The sequence below is a fragment of the Coprococcus intestinalis genome, assembly GCF_023656595.1.
Lineage (GTDB): Bacteria > Bacillota > Clostridia > Lachnospirales > Lachnospiraceae > Coprococcus_A > Coprococcus_A intestinihominis.
Map to the genome: position 1 here is coordinate 47,784 of NZ_JAMOKJ010000002.1, position 14,411 is coordinate 62,194.

Below are 14,411 nucleotides of genomic sequence, written 5' to 3' on the forward strand. Positions count from 1 at the left end.
TATTTTGTATCGTGATCGTTTGTTATTTGGGTGATTATTTAATTATGAAACAATCATGTTCATGGTTGTACTTGTTTAGTAGAAGCATAGCATTCTTTATTCCGGGTGTCAATTATAAAGATTGGAAAAATGCTGATATCGGTTTTTGAAAAACCCTTGACAAAGTAATGAAAGTAATATAGTATAATAACACAAGGTTTTGAAAAACTTATAATGTTGTAATAAAGACTTTTAAAATATAAGGAGGATGTTTTATGCGGACACAGACATTGACGAAACAAATGTATACAGCGAGTTTGGATAGAGACAGAGACTTTCATTTCAGAGTGAAGGACCCGGGAAGCGCAGCAACCCATTTTATTGGATTTCTGGCAGCGGTTCTAATGACGCCGGTTCTTCTGGTGCATGCTTCAGACTGTGGTGCTGATCTGATGACGATGATCGGTATGAGTGTTTTTATGATCAGCATGATTCTTCTTTATGGTGCAAGTACATCCTATCATTCATTCGACATTTCAGAAAAGGCGAATCTGCGTTTGAAGAGAATGGATCATATGATGATTTTTGTATTGATTGCAGGTTCCTATACACCGGTTTGTCTGACTGTATTAAGGGGGAGCATTGGTATGAGATTGCTGGCTATCGTCTGGGGGCTGGCGATTGTGGGGATGATTTTTAAGCTGCTGTGGGTGACTTGTCCGAAGTGGGTTTCATCGGTCATCTACATTGCGATGGGCTGGGTATGTGTCCTTGCGATGCCACAGCTTGTTGCAGGCTTATCATTTGGAGCGTTCATGTGGCTTCTGGCCGGCGGATTGTTTTATACAGTGGGCGGCGTGATTTATGCAATGAAATTCCCTGTATTCCATAATCGCTTTCAGTACTTTGGCTGTCATGAACTGTTTCATGTTTTTGTCATGGCAGGAAGTTTGTGTCACTTTATTGTGATGTACGTTTATTTGTGTAACTAAAGACGGTTGATGAAAATGATAGAAGAAGTTGTGATTTAAAATGAGTCACAGCTTCTTTTTTTGTGGAGTCTGTGATAGTAATGTGATAAAATAAAACTGATATGGTTTATAGCCGAAAATAAAAATGGAGCAGAATATGAATGAGCAGAAATTAATTCAAAATGTGATAGAGCAGATTAAGGAGGCACAGCTGAAGCTGGGGGCGGAGAAAGAAGTGATCAGACTTTATTTTCCTATGGCGTCTATGAATGCCATCCTGGGAACCAATTATACAGATGAGCAGGAGATGCTTGCGGCGCTCAGAACAAATACAGTTTTTGATACAACGGTGCTTGGCAGGTTGAAGTTTTTTATCCATGAAGGGCGATTTGAGGTGCGTGTCCCTGCGGAAGGTGCGGAGTATGTGGCAGGAGAAATCCCAGACCCGCCTTTTCTCAAAGCAATAGTCGAGCTATTTGCACATCATCACAGCTTAACAATAGAAGAAATCTGTGCCTGCTTTGCGCAGTTTGATAAAGCCTACCATTGTGAAAAGATGGCATCGGGTACGGATTTTGATTATGCGGTTTATTTTGACGATGCGGAATATGATGCCTATTATTACTGTATTAAGATGGAAATGGGACATACGATTTATCATCGTTTTACAAAAGAAGATTATCAGATGCTGTTGAATTGACTTGTGAATTAACTTGTATAAATACGTGCTAATCGGTTATAATGTAAACATGTAAAGGAGATGGTGAGCATGCCTAATATTAAACCAATATCGGATTTAAGAAATTATACCGATATTTTGAAGCAGGTTGACGTTTCAAAAAGAGTATATCTTACGAGAAATGGTCATGGTGAATATGGGATACTTACAATGGATGAAATTGATGAACTTGACAGGTACCGTGCAGCATATCAGCTAATTTCCAAATTGAAGAAGTCAGAGGAACGAGCTAATCTGGAAGGCTGGATTCCATCAGAAGATGTTGAAAAAGAACTGGAGGTATTTGAGTGAAGAAAATCTTATATTCTCCAAATGCGCTTGAAAAATTACAAGAGATAATTTTATGTGGAAGTTGTTTGGAATTAAGACAATATCAGATGAAATAGAAGATTATTGGAATGAATAAAAGAGAGGATTACATATGCTTTTAATTAAAAATGGCAGGGTAGTAGACCCTGTAACAGGTGTGGATGAAGTGATGGATGTGCTGATTGACGGCGCACATATTGAGGAGGTAGGACACAATCTGTCAGCGGCAGGTGCAGAGGTGATTGACGCAACAGGACTTGTTGTGACACCCGGACTTGTTGATACGCATGTTCATTTCAGAGATCCGGGACAGACTTACAAGGAGGATATTCTGACAGGTGCTGCGGCAGCGGCCAGAGGTGGTTTTACGACTGTTGTTTGTATGGCCAATACAAAGCCGACGGTAGATAATGTGGAAACATTAAAGTATGTTCAGGAAAAAGGCGAAAAGACCGGTATTCATGTGCTTCAGGCAGCAGCCATCAGCAAAGGCTTAAAAGGTCAGGAGATGGTAGATATGGATGCGCTGGCCAAAGCCGGAGCTGCAGGTTTCACAGACGATGGGATTCCGATCATGGATGAGAAGCTTTTGTTGGCGGCCATGGAGAAAGCAAGAGATCTGGATATGCCGATCAGCCTGCACGAAGAAGACCCGCTGTTTGTGAAACAGGCCGGTGTGAATCAGGGAAGGATTTCTGAACAGCTGAATTATGGCGGCGCATCCAGAACAGCGGAGGATGTGATGGTAGCCAGAGACTGTATGTTGGCATTGCATACAGGGGCACCGGTCTGTATCCAGCATATCAGTTCAGCGAATTCTGTGGCGCTTGTCCGCATGGCAAAGAAAATGGGGGCCGATATTCATGCAGAAGCAACTCCGCATCATTTTACACTGACAGAGGACGCTGTACTGAAATACGGTACATTGGCACGTATGAATCCGCCGGTTCGTACAGAAAACGACAGATTAAAAATTATTGAGGGATTGCAGGATGGCACCATCGATCTGATCGTGACAGACCATGCCCCTCACAGCACAGAAGAAAAGGAAAAGCCGCTGGCGGAAGCACCAAGCGGTATCACAGGCCTTGAAACTTCTCTTGGTCTTGGCCTGCTTTCACTGGTTGAACCGGGACATCTGACGCTGATGCAGCTGATGGCCTGCATGAGCAAAAATCCGGCTGAGTTTTATCGTATGATTCCGGGCAGTGTGAGCCAGGATGCACCGGCTGATCTTGTAATCTTTGGTGAAAAAGAGCGCTGGACAGTGGATCATTTTGCGTCAAAGGCATCTAACAGTCCTTTTAAAGGATGGGAGCTGCCGGGTAAGATTCACTATACAATCTGTGCTGGAAAGATTGTTTATCAGGGTTAATAAACCGATATTCAAATAGGATGAAGACCACAGTAAGGTAATAATATGAAAAAATTAAGCCTGAATAATTCAGGATAATTTATAAAATAAAGGGAATGTAAGGATTTCTTAAGTTGTTTTTCCGGGGGGACATGCTAAAATTATTGTGTAACATTATAGATTGATGACATAATGTGAAAAGAAAATAGCAACAAAATAATCGGAAAGGGAAAGGCGTGATATGATGAAATCTAAGGGAATCATTTTAATTGCTATGTTATGTATAGTTGCTATATCCGGATGCAGCAAAGAGACCAATACAACTGCCGCGGACAGTGAAACAAGCAGTACACAAATCACGACATCTGAGTCGATATCTGCTGGAGAGACATCTGTGAAGAATAGAATGACGATTATTTTAAAAGATAATGAAACAGGTAATCTTCTGGAAAATAAAGTCGTTGAGGATGAAGAGAAGATCACAGCATTTAATCAAATGTGCAGTGAATTGAAAAATTCATCAAATGAGAAATATTCCGAGGCTTTTTTCGATAGTATAACAAGTAGTGAGTATACATTGAATTTTTCCAGCAGTGATTTTGCTGAAACAACATCTGAGAAAGGTGATGCAGTCATCGTAGAGTGCAACGGCCTTTCTTATGAACTTGCAGTAGGCGGGGAAGATTGGCAGAAAATAGCTGATTTTCTGGATAGTATTTCCAAATAGATAGAACAAAATATTGAATTGATGAGGCTTGAATGGCAAGGTTTGCTGTTCAAGCCTTCGTTATTAGGTAGAAAAATTTGTTTAAAAATATCAGGAGTATTGCAAATTGCCAGAGACACTGGTGTAGATGTAAGTTGAGGAAATGGCTACAGTATGGTATGATTAAGGCAGTGTATTTCGCAGGAACTTTGAAAGTAAATTGCAGAAAGGAGTGTGCATGGATGGGAAATTTTGTAAATCCAGGAAATGATGCATTCAGAGTTGCATTGGCTTCCAGTATTTATGTTGATAAAACGGGTTTGCTTGAGTATACCAATAAAGTAATCGGAACACTACAGGCATATATTTGCAACAGTCGTCCGAGAAGATTTGGCAAGTCAATTACAGCCAATATGCTGACGGCCTATTATAGCAAAGGCTGTGATTCTGAGACTATTTTTGCTGATTTGGAAATCGGTAAGAGTCCTGATTTTAAAAAGCATCTGAATCAGTATGATGTGATTCATCTTGATGTTCAATGGTGTATGGAACCGGCTGGCGGTCCGGAATGTGTTCTCTCTTATATTGTGGAAAAGACAATAAGCGAACTCAGAGTCTATTACCCGAATATATTGCCTGATCATATGAAATCCTTGCCGGAAGCATTGTCCTGTATTTATGCTGCATCAGGAAGAAAATTTGTCATTATCATTGATGAGTGGGATGTTTTGATTAGAGATATGGCAGTGGACCAGAAGATTCAGGAGAACTATATTAATTTCCTTCGGGGACTGTTTAAAGGGACGGAACCGACAAAGTATATTCAGCTTGCCTATTTGACGGGAATTTTGCCGATTAAAAAGGCACGTACACAGTCGGCACTCAATAATTTTGATGAATTTACGATGCTGGATGCAAGTATTTTAGCACCGCATGTTGGTTTTACTGAGAGTGAAGTGCAGCAACTTTGCCGGAAATATCATAGAGACTTTGAGAAGGTTAAGAGATGGTATGACGGATATTTGTTGGAAGATTATCAGGTCTATAATCCTAAAGCGGTTGTCAGTGTGATGCTGAAAGATAAGTTCAGAAGCTATTGGTCTGAGACGGGGTCTTATGAGGCAGTTGTCCCATTGATCAATATGGACTTTGACGGATTGAAAACAGCTATTATAGAAATGCTGGCAGGTAATGCGATAGAAGTTGATGTCGGTACATTCCAGAATGATATAAACAATTTTTATTGCCGGGACGATGTTTTGACTTATTTGATTCATCTTGGCTATTTGGCTTATGACCAGGACAAGGAGAGAGCGTTTATTCCGAATGAAGAAGTGCGGATGGAACTGATAAAGGCTGTCAAGCGCAGAAAATGGGATGAAATGATTCAATTTCAACAGTCTTCGATGAAATTGTTGGAAGAAACTCTGGATATGAATGAAAAGGGTGTGGCAGCTGAAATTGAAAAAATTCATTCTGATTATACTTCAGTCATCCAATATAACGATGAAAATTCCCTCTGCAGTGTGCTGACAATTGCTTATTTAAGTTCGATGTCCTATTATTTTAAGCCAGTTCGAGAATTGCCGACAGGTAGAGGATTTGCTGATTTTGTTTATATACCGAAACCGGAATATATTGATGATTATCCTGCACTGGTAATTGAACTAAAATGGAATAAAAAGGCTGTAACGGCATTGCAGCAGATTAAAGAGCGAAAATATCCTGATTCGATTATAGCTTATACTGGGGATATTTTACTTGTGGGAATTAATTATGATAAGGAAAGTAAAGAGCACCAGTGCTTGATAGAACGTTATCAGAAAAGAGAATTGAGGCCTGAATCTATGAAAAAAGCTGTACTCAGTGAAGGTTATTATGAAACATCGAATCCGTATGTTAATGCACCATCCTGTCATGTTAATTTATTGGAACTTTCAAGATATGCAAGAAAAAAAGGAAAGAAACTGGCAGATTTATCTCAAGATGAGGTTAATCAGTTTTTGATTTGAGGTGAAAGAATAAGTAGGGAATAATAAAGTGCGGTTAGAATAACATCTTATAAGAGTTTCGGAAAGAGCTTATTCGTTATAGGTGCTTCAACGCCGGTTGGTACTTAGGCAGTGTTTTGTACTGCCTTATGTACCACTACCGAGCGTTGGCAGCGGGAGCGGCCTGTAATGAATAAGCTCTTTTTGAAACTCTTTGATATATTTGGAAACCGCACTTTTCTTTTTTATCAAAAAACTACTTGCCAACTTCTGCTAATTATGTTATAGTATCAAAAGATTTGAATATCAAATTATTTTAAATCAAAAAGATTTTATATTAAAACTAAAATTCAAAACAGTTATTTGACAGATGGAGATGAACTATGAGAGGCAGGATATGCGGCACAGGTTCTTATTTGCCGGAGAAATATTACGATAATAATGATATTGCGAAGATTGTTGAGACCAGTGATGCATGGATTCGCGAGCGGACCGGGATTGTCCGAAGACACATTGCATCCGGATACGAGACCACGGTGAGTATGGCGGTGGAGGCCGGGAGACGGGCCCTTGAGAATGGCCATGTGCTGCCGGAGGAAATCGATATGATTCTGGTATCCACCATTACGCCGAATGCTGTGATTCCCGGTGTGGCTTTTCAGGTTCAGGCGGCTCTGGGGGCAGACCGGGCAGTATGTTTTGATCTCAGTGCAGCCTGCAGCGGATTTGTCTTTGCTTATCAGACGGCTCAGGCGTATATTGCGGCGGGGCTGTATCAGACAATTCTGCTCATCGGCAGCGAGACGCTGTCAGCCATCAATAACTGGGAGGACCGAAGCAGCTGTATCCTGTTTGGTGACGGCGCCGGTGCAGCCGTTGTTCAGGCAGAAGAAGGAGAGCTTTATCCTTCGGTTGCAGGCTCTGATGGCACCATGGGTCATGTATTGGCTTGTGAGAGCCGCGTGCAGAATGACTGGCAGCAGAAGGAAGCAGACCGTAAGACCTACATTGATATGGACGGCACGGCAGTTTTTAAGTTTGCGGTGAGAAAGATGCCGGAGATGGCAAAGTCTTTGATGACACAGATGCATTGCACAGAGGCAGACATTGACTGGTTTATCACCCATCAGGCCAATGAGCGGATCATTGAAGCCATAGCAAAGCGGTTAAAATCGGATATCGCGAAGTTCCCGATGAATATCGCGGAATGTGGCAATACTTCATCTGCCAGCATACCGATTCTTTTGGATGAGATGAACAGAAGTGGTCAGCTTAAAGATGGACAGAAAATCATTATGGCCGGTTTTGGCGCCGGTCTGTCATGGGGCGCTGTCTATATGGAGTGGCATGCATAATTCGAATCTGAAGCGGTGAGGCATAATTCGTCTCAGGGCGGCAGGCATCATCAGATGCGGAATGCATTTCATCTTCGGATGGGGTACAGACAGAAGTTATGCATTGAAATAGTTAATAAAAAAATTAAAAATATGTAACTGTTCAGAGCCAAGCAAAATTTCAAAAAACAGGTATAAAATGCTTGCATTTTTAAAACTGTTTTTGAAATTTTATTTGGCGGATACGCCACACCGACGAAATGCGTAGCATTTTGGAGGCTGGCTCTGAACAGTTACAAAATATATATTATCAACGAAAAGGAGAACAAAATTATGTTAGAGAAAGTAATCGCAATTGTAGCAGAAGGACTTGGAGTAGAAGCTGGTAATCTGAATGCAGAGACAACATTTGAATCCCTTGGTGCAGATTCCCTTGACCTGATGGATATGGTCATGAATTTTGAGGATGAATTCGGTATTGAAATTGATGCAGATTCCATGGGCACCTTAAAGACCATCGGTGATGTGGTGGATTATCTGACAGCTCATCAGAACTAAGAAAGACAGGGTAACAGCTGAATAGAAGAATAACAGCAGGAAAACAGAATGCTGTATTGACGGAAAAGACAGACATCAAAACAGACAGAAAGAGGTTGTAATATGAAGACGGAAGTAACCGAATTGCTTGGAATAGAATATCCGATTATCCAGGGCGGCATGGCCTGGGTTGCTGAGTATCATCTTGCAGCCGGCGTATCAAATGCCGGTGGACTTGGACTGATAGGCGCAGCCAGTGCGCCGGCAGAATGGGTGCGTGAACAGATCCGGTCAGCAAGAAAGCTGACAGACAGACCTTTCGGGGTCAATATTATGCTGATGAGTCCCTATGCGGATGAAGTAGCTAAGGTCATTGTGGAAGAAGGCGTGAAGGTTGTAACAACCGGTGCCGGAAGCCCTGAAAAATATATGCAGATGTGGAAAGAGGCCGGTGTGAAAGTCATCCCGGTGGTAGCCTCCACAGCACTTGCAAGAAGAATGGAACGCTGCGGTGCAGACGCAGTGGTGGCTGAAGGCTGTGAAGCCGGCGGCCATATTGGAGAGAATACAACAATGGTTCTTGTGCCTCAGATTGTTGACGCAGTGAAGATTCCGGTAATCGCAGCCGGTGGTATCGCGGATGGCCGCGGTATGGCCGCAGCCTTTATGCTGGGGGCTAAAGCGGTTCAGCTGGGAACAGTATTTGTTACAACAGAGGAATCACAGGTCCATGAGAATTATAAAAAAGCCATTATTAAGGCAAAAGATATCGATTCCCGTGTAACAGGAAGAACAACGGGACATCCTGTCAGAGCATTGAGAAATCAGATGACGAAGAAGTATCTGGAACTGGAAAAATCCGGAGCAGGATTTGAAGAACTGGAGCTTTTGACCCTCGGCGGTTTAAGAAAAGCTGTCGTGGACGGAGATGTGGTGAATGGCAGTGTCATGGCTGGTCAGAGTGCCGCCATGGTCAAAGAAGTGATGAACTGTCATGATCTGATCCGGAAACTGGTGAGAGAGACAGAAGAATGTTTTGGGAGAAAATATTATGAATAAAATAGCGTTTATTTACCCGGGACAGGGTGCCCAGAAAGCGGGAATGGGCAAAGATTTTTATGCATACAGCCCTCTGGCGGCGGAGATTTATGATAAAGCCTCAGAGATTTTAAATATAGATATGAAAGCACTGTGCTTTGAAGAGAATGATTTATTAGATCAGACGGAATATACACAGGCGGCCATGGTGACAACCTGTCTGGCCATGACGGCCGTTCTGGAAGAAGCAGGACTTAATCCGGATGTTACAGCCGGATTAAGCCTCGGCGAATATTGTGCCATTGCGTCGGCTGGCGGTATGACAACGGAAGATGCCATTCGTCTTGTACGCAAAAGGGGAATTCTCATGCAGAATACCGTACCAAAAGGTAAGGGAGCCATGGCGGCTGTCATTGGTGCAGAAACAGAGCTGATTGAAAAATGTCTGGCACCGATTGAAGGTGTCAGCATTGCCAATTACAACTGCCCGGGACAGATTGTTATTACCGGCAAAAAATCGGCGGTGGAGCAGGCGGTGGAAGCATTAAAAGCAGCCGGTGTCAGAAGATGCGTCATGCTGAATGTCAGCGGACCGTTCCATTCACCGATGATGATTCCGGCCGGCGAAGCGCTGGATCAGGAGATGGCAGATATGCAGTGGTCAGAACTGAAAATCCCTTATGTGACCAATGTCACAGCGGAATATGTCACCGATATTCATGAAACAAGAGCTCTTCTGGCAAAACAGGTAGCTTCCTCTGTCAGATGGCAGGCCTCTATGGAGCGAATGATCGCCGATGGCGTGGATACATTTGTTGAAATCGGACCGGGAAAGACACTGGCAGGTTTTATGCGGAAAATTAACCGTAATGCAAAAGTTTACACAGTGAATACGGTGGAGGACGCACAGAAAGTTATTGAAGAACTTAGACAATTAATCATTTGATGTGGGATAGAAACAGGAGAACGAAATGGGAAAATTTGATGGGAAGACAGCAGTTGTGACCGGTGCTTCCAGAGGTATCGGACGGGCCATTGCCAAAAAACTGGCAGCTTGCGGTGCGACAGTGATTATTAATTACAATGGTTCAGAAAGCAAGGCTGCGGCTGTACAGCAGGAGATCATAGATGAAGGCGGCAGGGCGGATATTTTTCAGTGCAATGTCAGTGATTTTGCAGCCTGTGAAGCTTTTTTCAAGGCTGTGACAGAAAAATACGGCCGGATTGATTTTTTGATCAATAATGCAGGCATCACGAAGGACGGACTGTTGATGGCCATGAAGGAAGAAGATTTTGACAGTGTCATCGATGTGAATCTGAAAGGCACTTTTCACTGTATCCGGTTTGCAGCCAGACAGATGATGCGTCAGCGCTATGGACGGATTGTCAATATGGCTTCTGTCGTGGGTGTGGCCGGCAATGCAGGACAGGCCAATTATTCAGCTTCCAAGGCAGGTATCATTGGCCTGACAAAATCCGCAGCCAAAGAACTGGCTTCCAGAGGCATTACGGTGAATGCTATTGCTCCGGGAATGATTGAAACGGATATGACGGCAGATCTGGCAGATAAAGTGAAGGATGAGATGATGAAGCAGATTCCGCTGAAGTGCTTCGGACAGGCAGAGGATGTGGCCAATGCGGCAGCCTTTCTGGTGTCGGATGAAGCGGCTTACATAACGGGACAGGTGCTGCACGTGGACGGCGGCATGGTCATGTAGGCGGATTGCTTATATAGGTGATATGGATAGATTTCAGAATGGAGAAAATGATGGAAAAGCGCAGAGTAGTGATTACAGGTATGGGTGCAGTGACACCTATCGGCAATAACGTAGAGACTTTCTGGAAGAATGTCAAGGAAGGCAAAAACGGTATCGGATCAATTACCAAATTCGATACCACAGATTATAAAGTAAAAATTGCAGCAGAGGTCAAGGATTTTTCAGCGAAGGAGCTGATGGATTTCAAGGCAGCAAAGCGTATGGAGACTTTTTCACAGTATGCGGTGGCAGCAGCAAAGGAAGCCTGCGCGGATGCCGGCTTTAATATTGAGGAAGAAGATCCTTATCGCTGCGGCGTGATCATCGGTTCCGGTGTGGGCAGCCTGCAGCAGGTTGAAAAAGCCTGCCAGACCATTGAGACAAAGGGACCGGGCAGAGTGAATCTGCTGCTTGTACCGATGATGATCTCCAATATGGCGGCAGGCAATGTGTCAATCCAGCTTGGTTTAAAAGGCAAGTGTACTAATGTGGTGACAGCCTGTGCCACAGGAACAAACTGTATCGGTGATGCTCTTCGCGCTATCCAGTATGGGGATGCGGAGGTAATGTTTGCCGGCGGTACAGAGAGCTGCATCTGCCCGACAGCGGTTGCAGGTTTTACAGCACTGACAGCTTTAACCACAGTCCAGGATCCGGATCGCGCATCTATTCCTTTTGACAAGGAAAGGGGCGGTTTTGTTCTTGGTGAAGGTGCCGGTGTAGTGGTACTGGAAGAGTTAGAGCATGCCAAAGCAAGAGGTGCACATATTTATGCAGAGCTGGTGGGCTATGGTGCTACAGGCGATGCTTATCATATCACATCCCCTGCAGAGGACGGCAGCGGTGCCGCCAAAGCTATGGAACTGGCCATGGAAGAGGCAGGCATTGCTCCATCTGAAGTACAGTATATCAATGCCCATGGTACAGGTACCCATCACAATGACCTTTTTGAGACAAAGGCAATTAAGAAAGCTTTTGGCGAGGATGCCAAAAATCTTGTCATCAATTCGACGAAATCCATGATCGGTCATCTTTTGGGTGCTGCGGGTGCGGTGGAAAGTATTGTTTCAGTGAAGGCTATTGAAGAGGGATTTATCCACCAGACTATCGGAACGAAAGAACTTGGCGAGGGCTGTGACTTAAACTATGCTATTGACGGACCTGTAGAGAAAGATATTCAGTATGCCATCAGCAATTCCCTCGGGTTTGGCGGACATAATGCGTCCCTTCTTTTCAAGAAGTATGAAGGCCAGGTGTAAAAATGGAATTAGATGAACTTTTAAAATTGATACGGGCCGTGTCAGATTCAGAACTGACGGGTTTTAAATATGAAGCAGAGGGTGTGTGTCTGAACCTGAAGAAGGAAAAAGAAGTAGTGACAGCGGTACAGACATTGCCGGCGGCCGGTGTCAGCCAGTCAGTGATGCCGATGCAGGCAGTTGCAGCATCAGCAAAGTCAGAAGCTTCAGCAGATTCAGAGGAGAAGGCAGCCGGAACAAAAGAGGCAGAGCAGAAAGGTTTTCTTGTGAAATCACCGTTGGTGGGCACATTTTATGCCGCACCTGCTGAGGATGCAGCCCCTTATGTAGCTGTGGGTGATACGGTGAAAAAAGGTCAGACAGTGGCTATTGTGGAAGCCATGAAGCTGATGAATGATATTGAGAGTGATTTTGATGGCACAGTGGCTGAAATTCTTGTGGAAAACGGCGAGATGGTAGAATATGGCCAGCCGCTGTTCAGAATTGCCTAGGTTGTATAGAATTGCCTGGGCTGTGCAGATAAGTGCTGAACTGATTTTGTAATATATAAGAAAGAAGTTAGACTAATGAAACATCTTGGAATTAATGAGATTAAGGAGATTCTTCCGCACAGACATCCTTTTTTGCTGGTGGATTATATCGAAGATTATGAACCTGGCGAATATGCTGTGGGTTATAAATGCGTGACATACAGAGAAGACTTTTTTGCAGGGCATTTTCCACAGGAACCGGTGATGCCCGGGGTATTGATCATCGAAGCCCTGGCTCAGGTGGGTGCAGTGGCTGTGCTGATGCAGGAAGAGAATAAAGGCAAGCTTGGCTATTTCGGCGGTATCAAAAACTGCCGTTTCAGAAGAAAAGTTGTGCCGGGAGATAAATTGAAACTGGAAGCAAGAATTATTCGTCAGAAAGGACCTGTTGTTGTGGGCGAGGCCATTGCCTCCGTGGATGGAGAAGTGGCTGTTAAAGCCGAACTGACACTGGCTATTGGGGAATAAAGATGATCAGAAAAGTTTTAATTGCCAATCGCGGAGAAATTGCGGTGCGTATCATCCGGGCCTGTAGGGAAATGGGCATAGAAACGGTGGCTGTTTATTCAGAAGCAGACAGGGAAGCCCTTCATACACAGCTGGCGGATGAAGCCATCTGTATCGGGCCGGCGCCTTCTTCTGAAAGTTATCTGAATATGGAGCAGATCATCAGTGCCACCATTGTATCCGGTGCAGACGCTATCCATCCGGGATTCGGATTTTTGTCGGAAAATGATCGATTTGCAGCTTTATGTGAGCAGTGTCATATTATTTTCATCGGACCAACCGCAGATGTCATCCGCAAACTCGGCAATAAATCCAATGCCAGAAATACGATGATCGCGGCAGGGGTACCGGTGATCCCGGGAAGCAAGGAACCCTTGTATCATGCAGAAGAAGCATTGGCCATTGCAGAAGAAGTGGGGTATCCGGTCATTGTCAAGGCGGCCCTTGGTGGCGGCGGCAAAGGCATGCGTGTGGCTTATCATCAGGATGAACTGGAAAATGCTTTTATGACGGCCCAGAAGGAGTCTATGGCAGCTTTTGGCGATAATACTATGTATCTGGAGCACTTTGTGGAGCATCCGAAACATATCGAGTTCCAGATTCTGGCGGATAGTTATGGTCATGTGATCCATCTGGGAGAGCGTGACTGCTCCATCCAGAGAAATCACCAGAAGTTGATTGAAGAATCGCCTTGTGCCATTATGAGTGATGCACTGCGTCAGAAAATGGGGGAAGCGGCGGTAAATGCGGCAAAGGCTGCAGGGTATGTCAATGCGGGAACCATTGAGTTTTTGCTTGAAAAAACCGGCCGTTTTTATTTTATGGAAATGAATACCCGTATTCAGGTGGAGCATCCGGTAACAGAGTGGGTAACAGGGATTGACCTCATCAAAGAGCAGATCCGTATTGCCGACGGGCGGGAACTGTCCTATACTCAGGAGGATGTGAAGCTGACGGGACATGCCATTGAATGTCGTATTAATGCGGAAAATCCTTATAAAGGTTTTCGGCCGTGTCCGGGAAAAATCACAGATATGTATCTCCCCGGCGGCAAAGGCATACGTATTGATTCAGCCATTTACAGCGGTTATGAAGTACCGCCGTACTATGACAATATGCTGGCGAAATTGATCGTATTTGCGAAAAACAGAAATGAAGCCATCACAAAGATGCGCAGCGCTCTGGGAGAAGTGATTATTGAGGGCATTGATACCAATGTGGATTATCAATATGAGATTTTAAATGATCCGGATTATCAGAACGGTGATTTTGATATTGAATTTATTGCAGATAAAGAGGAACAATTACTGAACCATCGTTATGCAGCTGAAGCGTAAAATGTTTTGCAGCGTGGCAGGAAATATTGATAATGCCAGGCAGCGAAAAAACGATTGCTGATG

Annotated in this window: 14 protein-coding genes and 1 pseudogene; all 15 read left to right on the top strand. The window is 43.9% G+C overall.

Features of this window, described 5'->3' with window-relative positions; translation table 11 throughout:
- The first annotated feature begins 281 nt into the window (after positions 1-281).
- The 15 genes and pseudogenes from trhA to NBH03_RS01705 all read left to right on the top strand — a co-directional run bounded on the left by trhA (position 282) and on the right by NBH03_RS01705 (position 14,348).
- Positions 282-971, top strand: coding sequence for a PAQR family membrane homeostasis protein TrhA (gene trhA, locus NBH03_RS01635; RefSeq protein WP_442872328.1), 690 nt, complete (start codon positions 282-284; stop codon positions 969-971).
- Between the two features lie 136 nt (positions 972-1,107).
- Positions 1,108-1,650, top strand: coding sequence for a DUF3877 family protein (locus NBH03_RS01640; protein WP_250796441.1), 543 nt, complete (start codon positions 1,108-1,110; stop codon positions 1,648-1,650).
- Between the two features lie 69 nt (positions 1,651-1,719).
- The gene (locus NBH03_RS01645) at positions 1,720-1,980 is read left to right on the top strand and encodes a prevent-host-death protein (RefSeq protein WP_250796446.1); all 261 of its coding nucleotides are present in this window, start codon (positions 1,720-1,722) and stop codon (positions 1,978-1,980) included.
- Positions 1,981-2,110: 130 nt separating this feature from the next.
- On the top strand, positions 2,111-3,373 hold the full coding sequence (locus NBH03_RS01650; protein WP_015514659.1) for a dihydroorotase: 1,263 nt from the start codon (positions 2,111-2,113) through the stop codon (positions 3,371-3,373).
- A gap of 220 nt (positions 3,374-3,593) precedes the next feature.
- The gene (locus NBH03_RS01655) at positions 3,594-4,079 is read left to right on the top strand and encodes a hypothetical protein (protein ID WP_250796455.1); all 486 of its coding nucleotides are present in this window, start codon (positions 3,594-3,596) and stop codon (positions 4,077-4,079) included.
- A gap of 221 nt (positions 4,080-4,300) precedes the next feature.
- Positions 4,301-6,070: an AAA family ATPase gene (locus tag NBH03_RS01660; protein ID WP_250796458.1), complete on the top strand. Its 1,770-nt coding sequence runs from the start codon at positions 4,301-4,303 to the stop codon at positions 6,068-6,070.
- A 362-nt stretch (positions 6,071-6,432) separates the two neighbouring features.
- Entirely contained in the window at positions 6,433-7,404 is a 972-nt protein-coding gene (locus NBH03_RS01665) for a beta-ketoacyl-ACP synthase III (protein WP_250796460.1), read from the top strand.
- A 312-nt stretch (positions 7,405-7,716) separates the two neighbouring features.
- On the top strand, positions 7,717-7,941 hold the full coding sequence (locus tag NBH03_RS01670) for an acyl carrier protein (protein WP_015514648.1): 225 nt from the start codon (positions 7,717-7,719) through the stop codon (positions 7,939-7,941).
- Positions 7,942-8,025: 84 nt separating this feature from the next.
- Positions 8,026-8,979, top strand: a pseudogene (gene fabK, locus NBH03_RS01675) (enoyl-[acyl-carrier-protein] reductase FabK); the annotation flags it as partial.
- A complete protein-coding gene (gene fabD, locus NBH03_RS01680) occupies positions 8,972-9,904 on the top strand; it encodes an ACP S-malonyltransferase (protein ID WP_250796464.1) in 933 nt (310 codons plus the stop codon). The pseudogene fabK and the gene fabD, both read left to right, overlap by 8 nt.
- A 25-nt stretch (positions 9,905-9,929) precedes the next feature.
- Positions 9,930-10,676 (top strand): 3-oxoacyl-[acyl-carrier-protein] reductase, encoded by a 747-nt coding sequence (gene fabG / locus NBH03_RS01685; RefSeq protein ID WP_250796468.1) that lies wholly within the window; start codon positions 9,930-9,932, stop codon positions 10,674-10,676.
- A gap of 47 nt (positions 10,677-10,723) precedes the next feature.
- The gene (fabF, locus tag NBH03_RS01690) at positions 10,724-11,974 is read left to right on the top strand and encodes a beta-ketoacyl-ACP synthase II (protein ID WP_250796885.1); all 1,251 of its coding nucleotides are present in this window, start codon (positions 10,724-10,726) and stop codon (positions 11,972-11,974) included.
- Positions 11,975-11,976: 2 nt separating this feature from the next.
- On the top strand, positions 11,977-12,465 hold the full coding sequence (accB, locus tag NBH03_RS01695) for an acetyl-CoA carboxylase biotin carboxyl carrier protein (RefSeq protein WP_250796476.1): 489 nt from the start codon (positions 11,977-11,979) through the stop codon (positions 12,463-12,465).
- A 75-nt stretch (positions 12,466-12,540) separates the two neighbouring features.
- On the top strand, positions 12,541-12,972 hold the full coding sequence (fabZ, locus tag NBH03_RS01700) for a 3-hydroxyacyl-ACP dehydratase FabZ (RefSeq protein WP_015514642.1): 432 nt from the start codon (positions 12,541-12,543) through the stop codon (positions 12,970-12,972).
- A gap of 2 nt (positions 12,973-12,974) precedes the next feature.
- Positions 12,975-14,348, top strand: a complete 1,374-nt coding sequence (locus NBH03_RS01705; RefSeq protein WP_250796479.1) for an acetyl-CoA carboxylase biotin carboxylase subunit — start codon at positions 12,975-12,977, stop codon at positions 14,346-14,348.
- Positions 14,349-14,411: the final 63 nt, after the last annotated feature.

Excerpts from the sequence above, each read along its gene's own strand:
- NBH03_RS01670 (WP_015514648.1), top strand. The coding sequence starts at position 7,717 with ATGTTAGAGAAAGTAATCGCAATTGTAGCAGAAGGACTTGGAGTAGAA.
- trhA (WP_442872328.1), top strand. The coding sequence starts at position 282 with ATGTATACAGCGAGTTTGGATAGAGACAGAGACTTTCATTTCAGAGTG.
- accB (WP_250796476.1), top strand. The coding sequence starts at position 11,977 with ATGGAATTAGATGAACTTTTAAAATTGATACGGGCCGTGTCAGATTCA.
- NBH03_RS01660 (WP_250796458.1), top strand. The coding sequence starts at position 4,301 with ATGGGAAATTTTGTAAATCCAGGAAATGATGCATTCAGAGTTGCATTG.
- fabZ (WP_015514642.1), top strand. The coding sequence starts at position 12,541 with ATGAAACATCTTGGAATTAATGAGATTAAGGAGATTCTTCCGCACAGA.
- fabD (WP_250796464.1), top strand. The coding sequence starts at position 8,972 with ATGAATAAAATAGCGTTTATTTACCCGGGACAGGGTGCCCAGAAAGCG.
- fabG (WP_250796468.1), top strand. The coding sequence starts at position 9,930 with ATGGGAAAATTTGATGGGAAGACAGCAGTTGTGACCGGTGCTTCCAGA.
- NBH03_RS01665 (WP_250796460.1), top strand. The coding sequence starts at position 6,433 with ATGAGAGGCAGGATATGCGGCACAGGTTCTTATTTGCCGGAGAAATAT.
- NBH03_RS01655 (WP_250796455.1), top strand. The coding sequence starts at position 3,594 with ATGATGAAATCTAAGGGAATCATTTTAATTGCTATGTTATGTATAGTT.
- NBH03_RS01645 (WP_250796446.1), top strand. The coding sequence starts at position 1,720 with ATGCCTAATATTAAACCAATATCGGATTTAAGAAATTATACCGATATT.
- NBH03_RS01705 (WP_250796479.1), top strand. The coding sequence starts at position 12,975 with ATGATCAGAAAAGTTTTAATTGCCAATCGCGGAGAAATTGCGGTGCGT.
- NBH03_RS01650 (WP_015514659.1), top strand. The coding sequence starts at position 2,111 with ATGCTTTTAATTAAAAATGGCAGGGTAGTAGACCCTGTAACAGGTGTG.
- NBH03_RS01640 (WP_250796441.1), top strand. The coding sequence starts at position 1,108 with ATGAATGAGCAGAAATTAATTCAAAATGTGATAGAGCAGATTAAGGAG.
- fabF (WP_250796885.1), top strand. The coding sequence starts at position 10,724 with ATGATGGAAAAGCGCAGAGTAGTGATTACAGGTATGGGTGCAGTGACA.